Origin of the sequence: Pseudomonas sp. 2(2015) (assembly GCF_000955865.1) — a bacterium.
Classification (GTDB): Bacteria; Pseudomonadota; Gammaproteobacteria; order Pseudomonadales; family Pseudomonadaceae; genus Aquipseudomonas.
The window spans coordinates 651,860-670,264 of sequence record NZ_JYOF01000003.1 but is presented as its reverse complement, the minus strand read 5'-3'; the positions used below and the strand labels follow the sequence as shown (position 1 = coordinate 670,264).

17 protein-coding genes are annotated in these 18,405 nt (G+C 63.0%); 9 read left to right on the top strand and 8 right to left on the bottom strand.

What is annotated here, in order from left to right; translation table 11 throughout:
• Positions 1–8: 8 nt before the first annotated feature.
• Positions 9–3,458, bottom strand: a complete 3,450-nt coding sequence (gene mfd / locus UB48_RS05970; RefSeq protein ID WP_045194889.1) for a transcription-repair coupling factor — start codon at positions 3,456–3,458, stop codon at positions 9–11.
• Between the two features lie 169 nt (positions 3,459–3,627).
• Between mfd and UB48_RS05965 the strand changes: the two genes are divergently transcribed.
• From UB48_RS05965 to sthA, 3 genes are all read left to right on the top strand, one after another.
• A complete protein-coding gene (locus tag UB48_RS05965) occupies positions 3,628–5,091 on the top strand; it encodes a glyceraldehyde-3-phosphate dehydrogenase (protein ID WP_045194887.1) in 1,464 nt (487 codons plus the stop codon).
• Between the two features lie 73 nt (positions 5,092–5,164).
• The gene (locus UB48_RS05960) at positions 5,165–6,163 is read left to right on the top strand and encodes an FAD:protein FMN transferase (protein WP_045194886.1); all 999 of its coding nucleotides are present in this window, start codon (positions 5,165–5,167) and stop codon (positions 6,161–6,163) included.
• A gap of 171 nt (positions 6,164–6,334) precedes the next feature.
• Positions 6,335–7,729, top strand: a complete 1,395-nt coding sequence (gene sthA / locus UB48_RS05955; protein ID WP_038994353.1) for a Si-specific NAD(P)(+) transhydrogenase — start codon at positions 6,335–6,337, stop codon at positions 7,727–7,729.
• Positions 7,730–7,771: 42 nt separating this feature from the next.
• On the opposite strand, the gene UB48_RS05950 is transcribed toward sthA, so the two are convergent.
• Together UB48_RS05950 and UB48_RS05945 are read right to left on the bottom strand one after the other, a co-directional pair.
• Positions 7,772–8,494, bottom strand: a complete 723-nt coding sequence (locus UB48_RS05950) for a glycerophosphodiester phosphodiesterase (RefSeq protein ID WP_045194882.1) — start codon at positions 8,492–8,494, stop codon at positions 7,772–7,774.
• Between the two features lie 28 nt (positions 8,495–8,522).
• Positions 8,523–9,110: a PilZ domain-containing protein gene (locus UB48_RS05945; RefSeq protein ID WP_045194879.1), complete on the bottom strand. Its 588-nt coding sequence runs from the start codon at positions 9,108–9,110 to the stop codon at positions 8,523–8,525.
• A gap of 94 nt (positions 9,111–9,204) precedes the next feature.
• On the opposite strand from UB48_RS05945, the gene UB48_RS05940 reads away from it, so the two are divergent.
• The 3 genes from UB48_RS05940 (at position 9,205) to UB48_RS05930 (ending at position 12,463) form a co-directional block, all read left to right on the top strand.
• Positions 9,205–10,455, top strand: a complete 1,251-nt coding sequence (locus UB48_RS05940) for a lipoprotein-releasing ABC transporter permease subunit (RefSeq protein ID WP_045194878.1) — start codon at positions 9,205–9,207, stop codon at positions 10,453–10,455.
• A gap of 7 nt (positions 10,456–10,462) precedes the next feature.
• Positions 10,463–11,146, top strand: a complete 684-nt coding sequence (lolD, locus tag UB48_RS05935) for a lipoprotein-releasing ABC transporter ATP-binding protein LolD (RefSeq protein WP_176794235.1) — start codon at positions 10,463–10,465, stop codon at positions 11,144–11,146.
• A gap of 72 nt (positions 11,147–11,218) precedes the next feature.
• A complete protein-coding gene (locus UB48_RS05930; RefSeq protein WP_038999248.1) occupies positions 11,219–12,463 on the top strand; it encodes a lipoprotein-releasing ABC transporter permease subunit in 1,245 nt (414 codons plus the stop codon).
• A 66-nt stretch (positions 12,464–12,529) separates the two neighbouring features.
• Here the strand turns inward: UB48_RS05930 and UB48_RS05925 are convergent, their stop codons facing one another.
• Together UB48_RS05925 and UB48_RS05920 are read right to left on the bottom strand one after the other, a co-directional pair.
• Positions 12,530–13,879: a heavy metal sensor histidine kinase gene (locus tag UB48_RS05925; RefSeq protein WP_045194876.1), complete on the bottom strand. Its 1,350-nt coding sequence runs from the start codon at positions 13,877–13,879 to the stop codon at positions 12,530–12,532.
• Positions 13,876–14,556 (bottom strand): heavy metal response regulator transcription factor, encoded by a 681-nt coding sequence (locus UB48_RS05920; RefSeq protein WP_045194874.1) that lies wholly within the window; start codon positions 14,554–14,556, stop codon positions 13,876–13,878. Before UB48_RS05920 ends, UB48_RS05925 begins: the two co-directional genes overlap by 4 nt.
• Before the next feature lie 156 nt (positions 14,557–14,712).
• Between UB48_RS05920 and UB48_RS05915 the strand changes: the two genes are divergently transcribed.
• Positions 14,713–15,204, top strand: coding sequence for a plastocyanin/azurin family copper-binding protein (locus UB48_RS05915; RefSeq protein ID WP_045194873.1), 492 nt, complete (start codon positions 14,713–14,715; stop codon positions 15,202–15,204).
• 68 nt (positions 15,205–15,272) lie between these two features.
• Complete coding sequence (queF, locus tag UB48_RS05910; protein ID WP_045194872.1) at positions 15,273–16,103, top strand: NADPH-dependent 7-cyano-7-deazaguanine reductase QueF; 831 nt, start codon at positions 15,273–15,275, stop codon at positions 16,101–16,103.
• A 44-nt stretch (positions 16,104–16,147) separates the two neighbouring features.
• On the opposite strand, the gene UB48_RS05905 is transcribed toward queF, so the two are convergent.
• Together UB48_RS05905 and UB48_RS05900 are read right to left on the bottom strand one after the other, a co-directional pair.
• On the bottom strand, positions 16,148–16,411 hold the full coding sequence (locus tag UB48_RS05905) for a DUF4404 family protein (RefSeq protein ID WP_045194866.1): 264 nt from the start codon (positions 16,409–16,411) through the stop codon (positions 16,148–16,150).
• Positions 16,412–16,535: 124 nt separating this feature from the next.
• A complete protein-coding gene (locus UB48_RS05900; protein ID WP_045194865.1) occupies positions 16,536–17,096 on the bottom strand; it encodes a hypothetical protein in 561 nt (186 codons plus the stop codon).
• 190 nt (positions 17,097–17,286) lie between these two features.
• Between UB48_RS05900 and UB48_RS05895 the strand changes: the two genes are divergently transcribed.
• Positions 17,287–17,988 (top strand): VacJ family lipoprotein, encoded by a 702-nt coding sequence (locus UB48_RS05895; protein ID WP_045194864.1) that lies wholly within the window; start codon positions 17,287–17,289, stop codon positions 17,986–17,988.
• 53 nt (positions 17,989–18,041) lie between these two features.
• Here UB48_RS05895 and UB48_RS05890 read toward each other — a convergent pair whose 3' ends face one another.
• Positions 18,042–18,341 carry a PilZ domain-containing protein gene (locus UB48_RS05890; protein ID WP_045194861.1) on the bottom strand — a complete coding sequence of 100 codons (300 nt, stop codon included), beginning with the start codon at positions 18,339–18,341 and terminating at the stop codon, positions 18,042–18,044.
• Positions 18,342–18,405 lie beyond the last annotated feature (64 nt).

Sequence of the window (18,405 nt, the reverse complement as noted above, 5' to 3'; positions counted from 1 at the left end):
AACTTCCTTCACGCAGATTGTGGGGTCAGGCGCTCGAACAGCGCCTCAAGGTTGTTGAAGCGTTCTTCCGGACGCTCCATCGGCACCAGGAACTTGAACTGGGTGGCGCCTTCGAACTTGTAGCGTTTTGGCTGGCTCTGGATCAGCTTGATCAGCACCAGCGGATCGACCGGGGTTTCCGATTCGAACTCGATCTTGCCGCCATTGGGCCCGGCATCGACTTTCTTGATCCCGAGTTTTTCCGCCTGCAGCTTGAGCAGGGTCAGGCGCACCAGGTTCTTGGTCGGCTCCGGCAGCAGGCCGAAGCGGTCGATCATCTCCACTTGCAGGTCCTTGAGGCCGTCTTCATCCACCGCCGAGGCGATGCGCTTATAGAGGATCAGCCGCGCGTGGACATCCGGCAGGTAGTCCTCGGGAATCAGCGCCGGCAGGCGCAGGTTGATTTCCGGGCCGCCGCCCAGCGGCTGGTCGAGGTTCGGCTGGGCGCCCTTGCGGATGGCCTTGACCGCGCGCTCGAGCATTTCCATGTACAGGGTGAAGCCGACTGCCTGGATCTGCCCGCTCTGGCCTTCGCCGAGCAGCTCGCCGGCGCCGCGGATTTCCAGGTCGTTGGTAGCCAGGACGAAACCTGCGCCCAGGTCCTGGGTGTTGGCGATGGCTTCCAGGCGCTTCTCGGCGTCCGGAGTGATCTGCTGGCGCGGCGGGGTGAGCAGGTAGGCGTAGGCCTGGTGGTGGCTGCGCCCGACCCGGCCGCGCAACTGGTGCAACTGGGCCAGGCCGAACTTGTCGGCGCGCTCGATGATGATGGTGTTGGCGCTCGGCACGTCGATGCCGGTCTCGATGATGGTCGAGGCGATCAGCACGTTGAAGCGCTTGTGGTAGAAGTCGCTCATCACCTGTTCGAGTTCGCGTTCGCGCATCTGCCCGTGGCCGATGCCGATGCGGGCCTCCGGCACCAGTTCGGCGAGGTCGGCGGCGCATTTCTCGATGCTCTTCACATCGTTGTGCAGGTAGTACACCTGGCCACCGCGCAGCAGCTCACGCAGCAACGCCTCTTTGACCGTGCTCTTGTTCTGCTCCATGACGAAGGTGCGCACCGACAGCCGGCGTGCCGGCGGCGTGGCGATGATCGACAGGTCGCGCATGCCGGCTACGGCCATGTTCAGGGTGCGCGGGATTGGCGTGGCGGTCAGGGTGAGGATGTCCACCTCGCTGCGCAGGGCCTTGAGCTGTTCTTTCTGGCGCACACCGAAGCGGTGTTCTTCGTCGATGATCACCAGGCCCAGGTCTTTGATCTTGACGTCGTCCTGCAACAGCTTGTGGGTGCCGATGACGATGTCGATCTTGCCTTCGGCCAGGTCCGCCACCGCGGCAGCGACTTCCTTGGGCGACTTGAAGCGGCTCATCACTTCGACCGTTACCGGCCAGTCGGCAAAGCGGTCGCGAAAACTGTTGTAGTGCTGCTGGGCGAGCAGGGTGGTGGGCACCAGGATCGCCACCTGGCGACCGCCATGCACGGCAATGAACGCCGCGCGCATGGCCACTTCGGTTTTACCGAAGCCGACGTCGCCGCACACCAGGCGGTCCATCGGCTTGGCCGCGAGCATGTCCTCGCGCACCGCCTCGATAGCGCTCTGCTGGTCGGGGGTTTCCTCGAAGGGGAAGCCTGCGCTGAAGGTGGCGTAGTCCACCGACGGGTCGGCGAAGGCATAGCCCTTGCGCGCGGCGCGGCGGGCATAGATGTCGAGCAGTTCGGCGGCCACGTCGCGTACCTGTTCGGCAGCCTTGCGCTTGGCTTTCTGCCAGGCTTCGGAGCCGAGCCGGTGCAGCGGCGCCAGGGCGTCGTCGCTGCCGGTGTAGCGGGCGATCAGGTGAAGGTTGGCTACCGGCACATAGAGCTTGGCGCCCTCGGCGTATTCGAGGGTGAGGAACTCGGCGGCCTGGTTGTCGATTTCCAGGGTCGCCAGGCCCAGGTAGCGGCCCACGCCATGGTCGATATGCACCACCGGCGCGCCTTCGCGCAGCTCGGTGAGGTTTTTGATCACCGCATCGTTGTTGGCGTCGCTGCGCTTGTCGCGGCGCCGGCGCTGCATCACCCGCTGGCCGAACAGCGGGCTCTCGGCGACCAGGGCAATGGCCGGGTCGTCCAGCAGCAGGCCTTCGTCCAGCGGGGCGATGGTGATCGCCAGGCGCGCCTTGCCAGCGACGAAAGCGCTCCAGCTGTCGACGGTCTGCGGGCGCAGCTTCAGGCGTTCGAGCAGTTCCAGCAATACTTCGCGGCGCCCCGCCGATTCGGCGGTGAACAGCACGCGGCCAGGGAACGTCTCGAGAAACCCCGACAGCGCCGCCAATGGCTGGTTGGCCTTGGCTTCGATGGCAAGGTTGGGCAGGACCTGGGCCGGGAAGCGTTCGCGGCCGACCCCGCTGTCGAGGTCATCCTGGCTGACCACCACCCGCGGCCAGCTTTTGAGCCGGGCAAAGCAGTCTTCCACCGGCATGAACAGCTCGGCCGGCGGCAGCAGCGGCCGCGCCGGGTCGATGCGACGCTCCTCATAACGGTTGCGTACATCGCTCCAGAAGTGTTCGGCGGCCTGCTCGACACCGGGCAGGGAGAACACCTGGGTGTCCTGGGGCAGGTAGTCGAACAGGGTCGAGGTGTCGTCGAAGAACAGCGGCAGGTAGTACTCGATACCGGCCGGGGTAATGCCGCTGGAGAGGTCCTGGAAGATCGGGCAGCGGCGGAAATCGACATCGAAGCGCTCGCGAAAGCGCGCCTTGAAGCGTGTCACCGCGTCTTTTTGCAGCGGGAACTCACGGGCCGGCAGCAGCCGCACCGACTCGACCTTGTCGATCGAACGCTGGGTTTCCGGGTCGAAGGTGCGCAGGGTCTCGATTTCGTCATCGAACAGGTCGATGCGGTACGGCAGCTTGCTGCCCATCGGGAACAGGTCGATCAAGGCGCCGCGCACGGCAAATTCGCCGTGCTCGTAGACCGTGTCGACACAGCGGTAGCCGCTGGCTTCAAGACGCGTGCGCATCTGCTCGACATCGAGCTTCTGGCCGATGTCCAGCACCAGGCTGCTGCCGAGCAAGAAGCGCGTCGGCGCCAGGCGGTGCAGGGCGGTGGTGATCGGCACCACGAGAATGCCGTGATCGAGCTCCGGCAGCCGGTACAGGCTGGAGATGCGTTGGGAAATGATGTCCTGGTGCGGCGAGAACAGGTCGTAGGGCAGGGTTTCCCAGTCGGGGAACGGCAGCACCGGCAGCTCGGGCGCAAAAAAGCGCAGCTCCTGCTCGAGGCGGTCAGCGCTCTGGCTGTCGGCGGTCAGCAGCAGGGTGAAGCGTTTGGCGGCGCTGGCCGCTTCGGCAATGGCCAGGCTCAGGGCGGCGCCCGGCAGGTTGCCCCAGGTTTGTTTGCCGGCAGTGGCCGGCAGGTGCGGTAGACGCAGAACAGGCACGGGAGGTCGAGCTCCAAGCGTTGCGACAAAGACGCCAATTGTACCGGGCGCAGGCCCGCGCTGTCAGGTTTGTGCAGGCTAAAAGCATGTAGTGCGATGCTGGCGACAGGCGCTCATTGCCCGATGGGCTGCGGGGCGTCATAATGTAGCCCCTTTTTTCTGTCCCTACATGTGGAAGGTTCCCGTGACTCAGAAGCCCGACCAGTGTCTTGGTGAGTGGATTGATCGTGAAGCGCTTGCAGAAGCGATGATCCCGCTTATCGGTCAGCTCTACCGCAATAACAATGTGGTGAGCTCGATCTATGGCCGTAGCCTGATCAACCGCTCGGTGATCTCGATCCTCAAAGCACACCGCTTTGCCCGTCATCGCCAGACCGACGAAACCGAACTGTCTGTACACGAGACATTCCCGCTGCTCAAAGCCATGAGCGAGCTGAAACTGGGCGCCGCCTCGGTCGACCTGGGCAAGCTGGCCAACAAGTTCAAGCAAGAAGGCAACGGCCGTACTGCCGAGCAGTTCGTGCGTGAAGAAATGGCTGACGTGGTTGGCCAGCAAAACGCTTCGGCACGCAAAGGCACCGACGTCGTGCTGTACGGCTTCGGTCGTATCGGCCGCCTGCTGGCGCGCATCCTGATCGAGAAAACCGGTGGTGGCGACGGCCTGCGTCTGCGCGCCATCGTCGTGCGCAAAGGCGCCGAGAACGATCTGGTCAAGCGTGCCAGCCTGCTGCGTCGTGACTCGGTGCACGGCCCGTTCGATGGCACCATCACCATCGACGAAGCCAACAACACCATCACCGCCAACGGCAACCTGATCCAGGTTATCTACGCCAAGAACCCGAGCGAAGTCGACTATACCCAGTACGGCATCGAGAATGCCCTGATCGTCGACAACACCGGTGTATGGCGCGACGCCGACGGCCTGGGCCAGCACCTGGCCTGCCCGGGCGCTGCCCGCGTGATCCTCACCGCACCTGGCAAGGGCGCGCTGAAGAACATCGTGCACGGCATCAACCATGGCGAAATCAGCGCTGATGACAAGATCATCTCCGCGGCTTCCTGCACTACCAACGCCATCGTTCCTGTGCTCAAAGCGGTCAACGACAAGTTCGGTATCGTCAACGGCCACGTTGAAACCGTTCACTCGTTCACCAACGACCAGAACCTGATCGACAACTTCCACAAGGGCAGCCGTCGTGGCCGCGCCGCGCCGCTGAACATGGTTATCACCGAGACCGGTGCTGCCACTGCAGCCGCCAAGGCACTGCCAGTGCTCAAGGGCAAGCTGACCGGCAATGCGATCCGCGTACCAACGCCGAACGTGTCGATGGCCATCCTCAACCTGAACCTGGAAAAAGCCACCAATCGCGAAGAGATCAACGAGTACCTGCGCCAGATGGCCATGCACTCGGACCTGCACAAGCAGATCGACTACGTGAGCTCCCAGGAAGTGGTCTCCACCGACTTCGTCGGTTCGCGCCACGCCGGTGTGGTTGATGCCGAAGCCACCATCTGCAACGATAACCGTGTTGTCCTGTACGTCTGGTACGACAACGAATTCGGTTACAGCTGCCAGGTAGTGCGCGTGATGGAAGACATGGCTGGCGTCAATCCGCCTGCTTTCCCACGCTAAGCTTGGCTTGATCGTGAAAGACGGGAACCTCAGGGTTCCCGTTTTTTTTGCCTGAATTTTCCCTGGAGGCTGGATGCGCAAGGCAGTGTTGATCGGTGCGATGCTGGGCCTGGCCGGGTGCGGGCAGGGCAACACCCTGGAGCGCATCAGTGGCCCGACCATGGGCAGCAGCTACACCGTGCAGTATGTGCGTACGCCCCAGGGGCCGGCACCGGAGCTGGTCAAGCGCGAGGTCGAGCGGATTCTCGAGGGTGTCGACAGGCGTTTTTCCACCTACCGTAGTGATTCTTTGACCGAAGCTTTCAACAGGCTGCCGGCCAATAGCTGCCAGTCGATGCCGGCCGATGTACTGCAACTGGTGCGGGTCGGAGAGCAACTGGCGCAGCAAAGTGACGGCGCTTTTGACCTGACCGTGGAGCCCTTGCTCGACCTGTGGGGCTTTGGCCCGCAGTCGCGGATGGAAAAAGTACCGGATGCCCAGGCCCTGGCTGCCACTCGCCAGCGGGTCGGGCATGGGCATTTGCGCATAGTTGGCGAGCAGCTGTGCAAGGATGCGCCGGTGGAAGTGGACTTCAACAGCATCGCCGCCGGGCATGCGGTAGACCTGCTGGTGGAGCGGCTAAAAGCCCTGGGGGTCGCGAATTTGCTGGTCGAGGCGACAGGTGAACTCAAGGCGATCGGGCGCAAGGCCGACGGCAGCCCGTGGAAAGTGGCGCTGGAACTGCCCCGCGCTGACCGCCAGATAGCCCAGCAAGTGCTGGACGTGGACGGGTTTGGTGTATCGACCTCCGGTGACTATCGCAATTATTTCGAGGAGAATGGCCAGCGCTATTCACACACCTTCGATGCGCGCCAGGGAAAACCCGTGAAACACGAGCTGGCCTCGGTGACGGTGTTTGACCGCTCGACGCTGATGGCTGATGGTTATTCGACCTTGCTGCTGATTCTCGGGCCTGAGCGCGGCTGGGAGTTTGCCCTTCGGCACGGGATTGGCGCAGTGTTCGTGACCCGGGTTGCCGATGGTTTCGTCTCCCGCAGCACGCCGGCGTTTGCCCAGGTGCTGGTGAACTGACAATGAATACATGTAGTGCAGAGAAAAATAGCCTACGACGCGACCAAGGGTTAATGTGCGCGGCGTTCAAGCTTGATTAGACTGCACCCGAATTTTTGCATGGCGCCGCTGGCGACATGAGGTAGCCCCGCCCGCCGATGTGGCGCGTGGGCCTGTTCTGAAGGAGTACGCATGGCTGTCTACAACTACGACGTAGTGGTGCTGGGTTCCGGCCCCGCAGGAGAAGGGGCGGCAATGAATGCTGCCAAAGCAGGACGCAAGGTGGCGATGGTCGATAGCCGTCGCCAGGTCGGCGGCAACTGCACCCACCTGGGTACCATTCCGTCCAAGGCCCTGCGTCACTCGGTGCGCCAGATCATGCAGTTCAACACCAACCCGATGTTCCGGGCCATTGGTGAGCCGCGCTGGTTCTCGTTCCCCGACGTGCTGAAAAGCGCCGAGAAGGTGATCTCCAAGCAGGTGGCCTCGCGCACCGGCTACTACGCCCGCAACCGCGTCGACGTGTTCTTCGGCACCGGCAGCTTCGCCGACGAGCAGACCATCGAAGTGGTCTGCGCCAACGGCGTGGTCGAGAAGCTGGTGGCCAAGCACATCATCATCGCCACCGGTTCGCGCCCGTATCGCCCGGCCGATATCGATTTCCACCACCCGCGAATCTACGATAGCGACACCATCCTCAGCCTCGGCCACACCCCGCGCAAACTGATCGTCTACGGCGCCGGCGTGATCGGCTGCGAGTACGCCTCGATCTTCAGCGGCCTGGGTGTGCTGGTAGAGCTGGTAGACAACCGCGGCCAGTTGCTGAGCTTCCTCGACTCGGAAATCTCCCAGGCGTTGAGCTACCACTTCAGCAACAACAACATCACCGTGCGCCACAACGAAGAGTACGAGCGTGTTGAAGGCCTGGACAACGGGGTGATCCTGCACCTGAAATCCGGCAAGAAGATCAAGGCCGATGCCTTGCTCTGGTGCAACGGCCGTACCGGCAACACCGACAAGCTGGGCCTGGAAAACATCGGCATCAAGGTCAATAGCCGTGGCCAGATCGAAGTCGATGAAAACTACCGCACCCACGTGGCGAACATTTACGGTGCCGGTGACGTGATCGGCTGGCCGAGCCTGGCCAGTGCCGCCCACGACCAGGGCCGCTCGGCTGCCGGCAGTATCGTCGACAATGGCAGCTGGCGCTTCGTCAACGATGTGCCGACCGGCATCTACACCATTCCTGAGATCAGCTCGATCGGCAAGAACGAGCAGGAGCTGACCCAGGCCAAGGTGCCTTACGAAGTCGGCAAGGCCTTCTTCAAGAGCATGGCCCGGGCGCAGATTGCCGGTGAGCCACAAGGCATGCTGAAGATCCTGTTCCACCGCGAAACCCTGGAAATCCTCGGCGTGCACTGCTTCGGCTACCAGGCCTCGGAGATCGTTCACATCGGCCAGGCGATCATGGACCAGCCGGGTGAGCGCAATACCCTGAAGTACTTCGTCAACACCACCTTCAACTACCCGACCATGGCCGAAGCCTATCGGGTAGCGGCTTACGACGGCCTCAACCGGCTTTTTTGAGCGGCTCCGGCCGGTGGCCTGAGCCGGCCGGGGAGACCGATTTCAGCGATTCTCGAGGGTGGCGCTGGCCAAACCGGGAAAGTCTGTAATCAGGCTGTCTACGCCGAAGTCGGCGAGCCTGCGCATCAGCGCCGGCTCGTTGACTGTCCACACCGACACGTGCAAACCCTGGCGCTGGGCCTTGATCAGGCGCTCGGGGGTGCACAGTGTCCAGTTCAACGCCAGCAAGTTGCAGCCGTAGTTCTGGGCGACCTTCAGCGGGTCGAGCCAGGCGTACTCGGCCACCAGTCCTCTGGAAATATCCGGAGTCAGCTCCAGCGCTGCGCCCAGCACTTCCCGTGAGCTTGAGGTGATGGTGATCTTGTCGAGCAGGCCGAACTGCTGGGCCATTTCGCGGATCGCCAGCACGGTGGTGGCGGCGCGGGTGCGCGAGGCGCTCTTGACCTCAAGCTGCCAGTGCTCGAAATCGCACTTTTCAAACAGCTCCTCAAGTCGCGGGATCGGGCAGGGCGAGACCCAGCCCGGGCCACCCTTGCGCGCGTCGTAGGTGGCAAGGTCGGCGGCGCTGTGTTCAACCACCTTGCCGCGCCGGCCGGTGGTGCGCTTGAGGCTGGGGTCGTGAATCACCATCAGCTGGTTGTCAGCCGACAGGTGCAGGTCGAGCTCGCAGCGGCGCACGCCATGCTTGAGGCACTGCTGGAAGCTGGTGAGGGTGTTTTCGGGGGCTTCGCCCTTGGCGCCGCGGTGGCCGTAAATCGTGGTCACGTCTGTTCCTTCAACAAATAAGTGAAACTCAGGAGGCGCTTGGGTCGTTCTGCTCCAGGGCCTGGCGTCGTTGTTGCGCTTGGCGTTGCAGGATGTAGCGGGCCAGCAGCTGGCGCTGGGCGTCGGTGGTGTCGACGAACTCGGTGCCGATCTCGTACTGGCCGTCGGCCTGGCGGTCGCAATGGGTGACCTTGGCGCGCAGCAGCAGGCCCAGGGCCTGGGGCATCAGCACCATCTTCACGGCCACGCGCTCGCCGGCCGCCAGCGGCTCGGCGCGGTTGAACTCGATGCCGCCCTCGGACAGCACTACCGCCTGCGGCGCGCTCAATTGCCCGAGCAGGGTCTGCGCAACCACGGCACTGAGCAGATCGATGCGTTTGTTCTGGGCCTTGAGAAAGGCCGCCAGGGTGCGGTCCTTATCACTGAGCTGGCGCAGCAGGTGCTGGGACTCGAACTCGCTCAGGTGCAGTTCACTGAGCAGGTTGAACAGCGGTGAAGTATCTTGCAACAAGTCTGTGCCAAGCGCTTCGGCGGCGCTCAACGGGCTAATTTCCAGTGCGATCCGATCCTCGATACGGTAGTATTCGCGGCGATCTTCTTCATCTAATGTCGACATGGCGAACCCATGGTAGCGGCGGTGGTCTGAGTGTAAAGCTGCTAATCAAGCCCCGCCACAAGGACGTTCCTCTTTCATCCGAACAAGCCCCGACATGTTCAGACCTCTCTTCGTATTCATCGGCACGCGTTATACCCGTGCCAAGCGTCGCAACCACTTCGTCTCGTTCATTTCCCTGACCTCGATGATCGGCCTCGCCCTGGGCGTTGTCGTGATGATCGTGGTGTTGTCGGTCATGAATGGCTTCGATCACGAGATGCGCACCCGGGTGTTGGGCATGGTGCCCCACGCCACACTGGAAACCGGCCAGCCGATCAACGACTGGCCCGCCCTTGCCAGTCAAGTAAAGCAGAACCCGCAGGTTCTGGCGGTGGCGCCCTTCACCCAGATGCAGGGCCTGCTGACCCATGACGGCAAGGTGCAGAAGGTGCTGCTCAACGGCATCGACCCGGCCCAGGAGCGCAAGGTCTCGATCATCGACGACTTTATCCGCGAGGGTAAGCTCGATGACCTGGCCCCTGGCGGCTTCGGCATCATGATCGGCGACAAGGCGGCGGCCAAGCTGGGCGTCGGCATCGGTGACAAACTGACCTTCGTCGCCCCCGAGGTCACCGTCACTCCGGCCGGTATGTTCCCGCGCATGAAGCGCTTTACCGTGGTCGGCATCTTCCATGTCGGCGCCGGTGAAATCGACGGCTACCTGGGCCTGACCAACCTGTCGGACCTGTCGCGCCTGCACCGCTGGAAAGCCGACCAGGTGCAGGGCCTGCGCCTGAAGTTCGATGACCTGTTCCAGGCCCCCCGGGTTGCCTGGGACATCGCCCAGAAGCTGGGCGAGCAGGAGTTCTACGCCCGCGACTGGACCCGTAGCCACGGCAACCTGTACCAGGCGATCCGCATGGAAAAAGCCATGATCGGCCTGCTGTTGCTGCTGATTGTCGCGGTGGCCGCGTTCAACATCATTTCCACCCTGGTAATGGTGGTCAACGACAAGAAGGGCGACATCGCCATCTTGCGCACCCTGGGCTCGACGCCGGGGCAGATCATGGCCATCTTCATGGTCCAGGGCACGGTGATCGGCGTGGTCGGCACCCTGATCGGCGCGCTGGTGGGCATTTTCGCCGCGCTCAATGTCAGCGCCGCGATTGCCGGCATCGAGACCCTGATCGGGCACAAGTTCCTCAATGCCGACGTCTACTTCATCGACTACCTGCCATCGCAGATCATGGCCGAGGACGTGTGGATGGTCTGCGGTGCGGCATTGGTCCTGAGTTTCCTCGCCACCTTGTATCCGGCCTGGCGTGCGGCACGCACCCAGCCTGCGGAGGCGCTACGTTATGAGTGAGTTGGGCATGAGTGATAAAGCAGTGCTGAGTTGCCGCAACCTGGGCAAGTCCTACGAGGAAGGCCCGGAGAAAGTCCAGGTATTGTCAGGCCTGCAGCTGGAGCTGCACCCGGGCGAGCGGGTGGCGATCGTCGGTAGCTCCGGTTCAGGCAAGAGTACTTTGCTCAACCTGCTCGGCGGCCTCGATACCCCGACCGAAGGCAGCGTCTGGCTGGCCGGCGAAGAGCTCTCGGCATTGGGCGAACGCGCCCGTGGCCTGCTGCGCAACCGCGCCCTGGGCTTCGTCTACCAGTTCCACCACCTGCTGCCGGAGTTCACGGCGCTGGAGAACGTGTGCATGCCGCTGCTGATCGGTCGCACCGCCATCCCCGAAGCCCGCGAGCGCGCCGAAGCGCTGCTCAAGCGCGTCGGCCTGGGCCATCGCCTGAGCCACAAGCCGGCCGAGCTGTCCGGTGGCGAGCGCCAGCGCGTGGCAATCGCCCGGGCGCTGGTCAACCGTCCGGGGCTGGTGATGCTCGACGAGCCTACCGGCAACCTCGACCATCACACCGCCCAGGGTATCCAGGACTTGATGCAGGAGCTCAGCAGCTCTTCGCAGACGGCCTTCCTGGTGGTGACCCACGATCTCAACCTGGCGCGCCAGATGGACCGCGTACTGCGCCTGGAAGACGGGCACCTGGTACCGATCTGATTGCCCGCGCAACGTGCCCGCCGCTGTCAGGCGGGCACCTGGTTCCTTTTCTTTACCCGGGTGCTTTCGTTCATGTTCAGACCCTTGTCTATTTTCATCGGCGCGCGCTACACCCGCGCCAAGCGCCGCAACCATTTCATCTCGTTCATTTCCATGACCTCGATGATCGGCCTGTCCCTGGGCGTGCTGGCGATGATCGTGGTGCTGTCGGTGATGAACGGCTTCCAGCGCGAAATGAGCTCGCGCATCCTCGGCATGGTGCCGCACGCCAGCGTGCTCGGTGCCCAGCCGCTGGACGACTGGCGGCCGGTGGCGGCGCAAGCCTTGAAAAACCCTGAAGTGATCGCCGCCGCACCACTGACCGAGATGGAAGGCATGCTCTCTTACAAGGGCTCGATGCAGCCGATCCAGGTCAGCGGCATCGACCCGGCCGAGGAGGGCAAGGTCTCGATCGTCGCCCAGCATATCGTCCAGGGCAGCCTTGAAGACCTCAAGCCGGGTGAGTTCGGCGTGGTCATCGGTGAAATCACCGCGCGCCGCTTTCGCCTCAATGTTGGCGACAAGCTGACCCTGATCGTGCCCGAAGTCAGCAGCGCGCCGGGTGGCATCACCCCGCGCATGCAGCGCCTGAACGTGGTCGGGGTATTCAAGGTCGGCGCCGAGCTCGACGGCTCGCTGGGCCTGATGCACATGGCCGACGCCGCGCAGATGCAACGCTGGGCGCCGAACCAGGTGCAGGGCGTGCGCCTCAAGGTCAAGGACCTGTACGCGGCGCCGCAGGTGTCCAAGGCGATTACCGCAAGCCTTGGCGAGCAGTACCGCGCCGATGACTGGACCCACACCCAGGGCAGCCTGTTCAGCGCCATGAAGATGGAAAAGACCATGATCGGCCTGTTGCTGCTGCTGATCATCGCCGTGGCGGCGTTCAACATCATTGCCACGCTGATCATGGTGGTCAACGACAAGGGCGCCGACATCGCCATCCTGCGCACCATCGGCGCAACGCCGGCGCAGATCATGGGCACCTTCATGGTCCAGGGCAGCCTGATCGGTATCGTCGGTACCTTGATCGGCGGCGTGCTGGGGGTGATTGCCGCGCTCAACGTCAGCCAGATCGTCGGCTGGCTGGAGCGGGTCAGCGGCCAGCACATCTTCACCTCGGACGTGTACTTCATCAGTACCTTGCCGTCGGAACTGCAATGGGGCGACGTGGCGCTGATCTGTAGCGCCGGCCTGATCATGAGCTTCCTGGCCACCCTGTACCCGGCCTGGCGGGCTTCGCAGGTAGAGCCGGCGTACGCCTTGCGTTACGAGTGATGGCTGATCGCGGGGCAAGCCCGCTCCTACACCGGCTGTAGGAGCGGGCTCGCCCCGCGATGGTATTCACACCGTCGGCAAGTCGATCACGAACCGCGTCCAGCCCTCAGCCGACTCCCCACGAATACGCCCGCCGTGCGCCTGTACGATCGAGCGGGTAATCGCCAGTCCCAACCCCGCATGCTCACTGCTGCCTTCGCGCCGCGCCGGGTCTGCCCGGTAGAAGCGGTCGAACAGTTTCGGCAGCAACGCCGGGTCAATCGGCTCACCGCAGTTGGCCACCTGCAGCCTTACTCCGTCTTGGTGTCGCTCGATGGTCACACGTATCTCGCCGCCGGCCGGGGTAAAGCGCAGGGCGTTGTCGAGCAAATTGGACAGCGCCCGGCGCAGCATATGCCGGTCGCCGGCAAGCGGCGCTTGGCCCTCACGGCTCAGGCTTACCTCGGCATCTTCAGCCAGCGGCGCGTAGTATTCGAGCAAGGCATCGGCCTCGTCTTCAAGTGCCAGTTGCTGGCGGCTGGGCATCAGCAAACCGTGGTCGGCCTTGGCCAGGTAGAGCATGTCGTTGACCAGTTGCGCCATCCATTGCAGCTCTTCGAGGTTACTGTGCAGCGCCTCGCGGTATTCATCCAGGCTGCGCGGCCGGGTCAGGGTTACCTGGGTGTGGGTCAGCAGGTTGGACAGCGGCGTGCGCAGCTCGTGGGCAATGTCGGCAGAGAACGCCGAGAGGCGCTGAAAGGCATCGTCCAGGCGTTCGAGCATGGCGTTGACGGTCTGCGCCAGTTCCGCCAGTTCCACCGGCATTTGCCCTTCGGGCAGGCGTGTGGTCAACGAGCGTGCCGACACCCCGGAGGCCACTTCGCCCATCTGCCGCAGTGGCCGCAGCCCGCTGCGCGCGGCCCAGGCGCCGAGCAACGCGGTCGCCAGCGCCGAAAGGCCGACAGTCAGCCAGATCAGCTGCTGCATGCGCTGGAGGAAATGCTGATGGTGGGTGATGTCGAGAAACAGCGTCAGCTGCGCGTCGCCACCGTTGAGGTTGACACACAGGCTGCGAAAGTCGACGCCGCTGCTGTGCAGGGTGCTCAGGCCGAGCACTTGCGGCGACTCGGGCAGGCCGGCCTGGCTGTCGAACCAGATGCGCCCGTCCCGGCCGCGAATGCGCACGGCAAGGTCGGCCTGGTGGCTGAGTTCGGTTTGCAGGGCAGGCAGGCGCGGGGCGAGGCTGGCCGGGTCGTCCACGCCTTCGAGCATCTGGCGCAGCAGTGACAGGCGGCTGTTGAGCAGTTGCTGGTCGAGCTCGATGAAGTGGGTGGCGCTGGCGCGGCTAAAAAGGATACCGGCAGTCAGCGACACCACTGCCGTGCAGGCGGCAAACAGCAGTGCCAGGCGACTACCGAGGGACAGGCGGCGCATCAGGCGCTGCGCTCTTCAAGCACATAACCCATGCCGCGCACGGTATGGATCAGCTTGTTGTCGTGGGCATCGTCGATCTTCAGGCGCAGGCGGCGGATCGCCACTTCAATGACGTTGGTGTCGCTGTCAAAGTTCATGTCCCACACCTGCGAGGCGATCAGCGATTTGGGCAGCACTTCGCCCTGGCGGCGCAGCAGCAGTTCGAGCAGGGCGAACTCCTTGGCGGTCAAGTCGATGCGCTGGCCTGTGCGTTCGACCCGGCGGCGGATCAGGTCAAGGCGCAGGTCGGCCAGGCCCAGGCTGGTTTCCTGTGCCGGGCTGCTGCCGCGGCGCAGCAGGCTGCGCACCCGTGCCAGCAGTTCGGAGAAGGCGAACGGCTTGACCAGGTAATCGTCGGCGCCCAGTTCCAGGCCGTGCACGCGGTCTTCGACGGCGTCGCGGGCGGTGAGGAACAGCACCGGGATTTCCAGGCCGGCGGCGCGCACCGCCTGAAGGATCTGCCAGCCATCGCGGCCCGGCAGCATGACGTCGAGGATCAGCAAGTCATAGTCGCCGGTCAGCGCCAGGTGCTGGCCGGTATTGCCGTCGCTGGCAAGCTCGGTGGCAAAGCCCGCTTCACTGAGGCCCTGGCACAAGTACTGGCCGGTCTTGGTCTGGTCTTCGACGATCAACAGTTTCATCGGCTGGCTCTTTTACGTGGATTGCCGCAGGGTTATACCGCGGCGGGCGTGGCGGGTGGCCAAGCTGACAAAGTTGTAATGTTTTTGTCAGGTGACTGCCAGCGGCGATTTTCTACAGTGAAGCCTGAACCGTCGCAACCCTGGAGTGGGCTTGAAATGAAACACCTTTTTATCATTGGCGCACTGGCGCTGTTCAGCCTTCCAGCCTTGGCGTCGCCCGCGCATTCCTACACCTTCGGCCAGCCTGCGCCTGCGAGCAAGGCCACCCGCAGCGTCGAGGTGGTGATGGGCGACATGTATTACGCGCCGCGCAGCCTTGAGGTAAAGGCCGGGGAGACCGTGCGCTTCGTGCTAATCAACAAGGGCGCGGTAGTCCATGAGTTCAGCCTCGGCGATGCTGTGATGCACGCCAGGCACCAGAAAGAAATGCTCGCCATGCAGGGCCAGATGGACCACTCGGCCATGGGCCACGGCAACATGAATCACGCCAGCATGCAGCACGACGATCCGAACACGGTGATGGTCGAACCTGGCAAAAGCGCCGAGCTGACCTGGACCTTTAGCCAGTCGACGCCAATCGAGTTCGCCTGCAACGTGCCCGGCCATTATCAAGCGGGCATGGTCGGCAAGCTGACCATCGGCCAATAACAGCCGATTGCCCAAAGCATGGCCTAAAACCGATAAACTAGGCGCATTTGCTCCTACAGGTTTTAGCCATGCATCCTGCTGCCGAACATTCTCCGCTGGGTAAATCCAGCGAATACGTTTCCACCTACACACCCTCGCTGCTGTTCCCGATCCCGCGGGCGGCAAAATGGGCCGAGCTGGGCGTCAGCGCCCAGACCCTGCCATGGCAGGGCGTCGATTTCTGGAACTGCTTCGAGCTGTCCTGGCTGCTGCCATCGGGCAAGCCGGTGGTGGCCATCGGTGAGTTCGCCATCCCGGCCGACTCGCCGAACATCATCGAGTCGAAGTCGTTCAAGCTGTACCTCAACTCGCTGAACCAGACCGTGTTCGAATCGCCCGCTGCCCTGCAGGCATGCCTGGTCAAGGACCTCTCGGCTGCCGCCGGCAAGCCGGTGGGCGTGCAGGTCCGCAGCCTGGCCGAGGTCGAAGGGCAGGGTGTGGTCGGCTTGCCGGGCGTGTGCATCGACGAGCTGGATGTCAGCATCAGCAACTACGAGCAACCGCAGCCGGAGTTGCTGCGATGCGACAGCGACAACATTGTTGAAGAAACCCTGCACAGCCATTTGCTCAAGTCCAACTGCCCGGTCACCGGCCAGCCGGACTGGGGCAGCGTCACCGTGCACTACCGTGGCGCGGCGCTGGAGCATGCCAGCCTGCTGACCTACCTGATCAGCTTCCGCCAGCATGCCGACTTCCATGAGCAGTGCGTCGAGCGCATCTACCTTGACCTCAAGCGCCTGCTCAACCCCGAGCACCTGACGGTTTATGCCCGTTACGTGCGCCGCGGCGGCCTGGACATCAACCCGTACCGCAGTACTTCACAGGTGACCCTGGAGAACCTGCGACTGGTTCGCCAGTAACGAAAAGCCCCGTTCGATGACGGGGCTTTTTTATTCCGGCGGGCTTAGATGCCCATGCTTTGCAGGCTCTGAACGATATTGCGCAAGGTGGCGGTCAGGCCCGGGTGCTCGACTTCAAAGCGCTCCACGGCGAGGTTGACGCCATCGACCAGGTTGTTGTCCTTGGTCGCGGCTTCCAGCTTGATCTCGGCCTCGATCTTCTCCATCAGCTCATGCAGGTGTTGGCGCTCTTCTTCTGAAAGCGGCGGGTTCTGCTCCAGTTGCTCGCGCAGCTCAGTGAGTTGCTTTTGCAGTTCTTGGGCAGGCATGGGTGTTCTCCCTCTATGAATAGGCACAGTCATGGACCCCGTTAGCGGGTGAAAGGTCCATGCCCTGCCTACTAGAGTAATCCACCGGCCAGCGCTTTGCATGACCCTGATCAAAGGTGCTGTTTCAGGGTTTTTCACCTTTGCGCCGGCGCTGGCCGATATCTGCCAGGCAGTCGGCCAGGGCTTCGAGGTGGTCGATCACCGAGTGCACGCCCAGGGCAAACAACTGCAAGGTGGCCTGGCCACGCTGGCGTTCCTGCTCTTTGGGGCCAAGGGCTTGCCACTGGCTGCTGGGCCCGCAGGCGGCCAGGCCGATGGTCCACAACCCGGCGTTGAGGCCCGACTGCAGCAGGCGTGGTTCGCCACTGACCAGCACGCAACCGTCGAGTTTGCCCGCCCTGAGGCTCATCAGTGCCTGCCAGCAGGCATCCGGTGCCGGCCAGGGGGTCTTGCAGGCCGGGAAGGCATTGAGCCAGGCCGGCAAGGGGCTGGCCATTTGTTTGCCGTCTGCAGCCGGCAGCTCATCGAGCCAGGCACAGGGAACCTTTTGCTGATACAGCCAGTCAAGGGTGGGCAGCGCGCCCGGAGTGGGGCAGGGTGCCTGGGCATCAGAGCCCGGGTTCACTTCGACAAGGCAGCCGCGCAAGCCGAACAGCAGGGCAGTGATGGCGGGGGAGTCTGGCATGGCAACGTCCCTGAAATACTTTGCAGGCTACGCTTGGGTTGTTACTTTTTGGTGACGCTGCCGATACACAGTTGTTCACATTTTTGCGACGTTGTTTATGCCAAGCTGCTTAACGGCAGCAGAGCCTTTATACTTGCTTCATTTTTTGGCGTAGGACGCGCGGCGTCTGCCTAGTTCGAGGAGTAACACTATGCGTAGGATCGGCCTGATCGATCGGATGACCCGGGCTTGTGTCTGTGCCGGCCTACTGTTGGCGCCTGTCGTCGCGGCCCAGGCGGCCACTGAAGAAGATCCCTGGGAAAGCATCAACCGGCCGATCTTCCGCTTCAACGACACGCTCGACACCTACGCGCTCAAGCCGCTGGCACAGGGGTACCAGGCGGTCACTCCGCAGTTCCTCGAAGACGGCATCCACAACATGTTCCGCAACCTGGGCGACGTCACCAACCTGGCCAACAACGTGCTGCAGCTCAAGCCGCACGCCGCCGGGGTTGATACTGCGCGGCTGATCGTCAACACCACCTTCGGTATTGGCGGGTTCTTCGATGTCGGCACCAAGATGGGCCTGCAGCGCAATGACGAAGACTTTGGCCAGACCCTCGGCTACTGGGGCGTGAGCAGCGGCCCGTACGTAATGCTGCCGTTGCTCGGCCCGAGCACCGTGCGCGATGCCATCGGCAAGTACCCGGACACCTACACCGAACCCTACCGCTACATCGACCACGTGCCGACCCGCAACACCGCCGCCGCCGTCGATGTGGTCGACACCCGCGCCAGCCTGCTGTCGGCTGAAAAGCTGATCAATGGCGACAAATACATCTTCATTCGCAATGCATACCTGCAAAATCGCGAATTCAAGGTCAAGGATGGCGCCGTCGTCGACGACTTCTGATCCGAGCGGGTAAACAAAAGGCGACCTTCAGGTCGCCTTTTTTGTGTCTGCAATTATTTCATGCTGAGGATGCGCAGGCCGAGTTTCTGCTTGCCGTCTTGCTGGTCGGCAATCCACACCACCTCTGTGCTCGCTTCCAGGCCCTTGAGTGCCGGATGGTCGGAGTCGATACGCACCTCGAGTTGATCGCCAACCGTGAACGGCTGCGGCGCCTGGACCTGCATGCCACTGCTGGAGAGGTCGAGGCAGACGGCGGCGATGACCTGCCCCTGGTGGATCAGGCTTATATCTGCTTCCACCCGCATGCGAATGAAATCGCGCTTCTCGCTGTAGTCCATGGGCCCTGAGCTCATCTCGGCATCCTTTCATTGCGTTGCGGTTGGAGGGGTTTTTATAACTCCCGGTGCTTTCGGCTGT

Coding starts and splice junctions, on each gene's coding strand:
- UB48_RS05965 (WP_045194887.1), top strand. CDS start 3,628: ATGTGGAAGGTTCCCGTGACTCAGAAGCCCGACCAGTGTCTTGGTGAG.
- UB48_RS05960 (WP_045194886.1), top strand. CDS start 5,165: ATGCGCAAGGCAGTGTTGATCGGTGCGATGCTGGGCCTGGCCGGGTGC.
- sthA (WP_038994353.1), top strand. CDS start 6,335: ATGGCTGTCTACAACTACGACGTAGTGGTGCTGGGTTCCGGCCCCGCA.
- UB48_RS05945 (WP_045194879.1), bottom strand. CDS start 9,110: ATGTCGACATTAGATGAAGAAGATCGCCGCGAATACTACCGTATCGAG.
- UB48_RS05940 (WP_045194878.1), top strand. CDS start 9,205: ATGTTCAGACCTCTCTTCGTATTCATCGGCACGCGTTATACCCGTGCC.
- lolD (WP_176794235.1), top strand. CDS start 10,463: ATGAGTGATAAAGCAGTGCTGAGTTGCCGCAACCTGGGCAAGTCCTAC.
- UB48_RS05930 (WP_038999248.1), top strand. CDS start 11,219: ATGTTCAGACCCTTGTCTATTTTCATCGGCGCGCGCTACACCCGCGCC.
- UB48_RS05920 (WP_045194874.1), bottom strand. CDS start 14,556: ATGAAACTGTTGATCGTCGAAGACCAGACCAAGACCGGCCAGTACTTG.
- UB48_RS05915 (WP_045194873.1), top strand. CDS start 14,713: ATGAAACACCTTTTTATCATTGGCGCACTGGCGCTGTTCAGCCTTCCA.
- queF (WP_045194872.1), top strand. CDS start 15,273: ATGCATCCTGCTGCCGAACATTCTCCGCTGGGTAAATCCAGCGAATAC.
- UB48_RS05905 (WP_045194866.1), bottom strand. CDS start 16,411: ATGCCTGCCCAAGAACTGCAAAAGCAACTCACTGAGCTGCGCGAGCAA.
- UB48_RS05900 (WP_045194865.1), bottom strand. CDS start 17,096: ATGCCAGACTCCCCCGCCATCACTGCCCTGCTGTTCGGCTTGCGCGGC.
- UB48_RS05895 (WP_045194864.1), top strand. CDS start 17,287: ATGCGTAGGATCGGCCTGATCGATCGGATGACCCGGGCTTGTGTCTGT.
- UB48_RS05890 (WP_045194861.1), bottom strand. CDS start 18,341: ATGAGCTCAGGGCCCATGGACTACAGCGAGAAGCGCGATTTCATTCGC.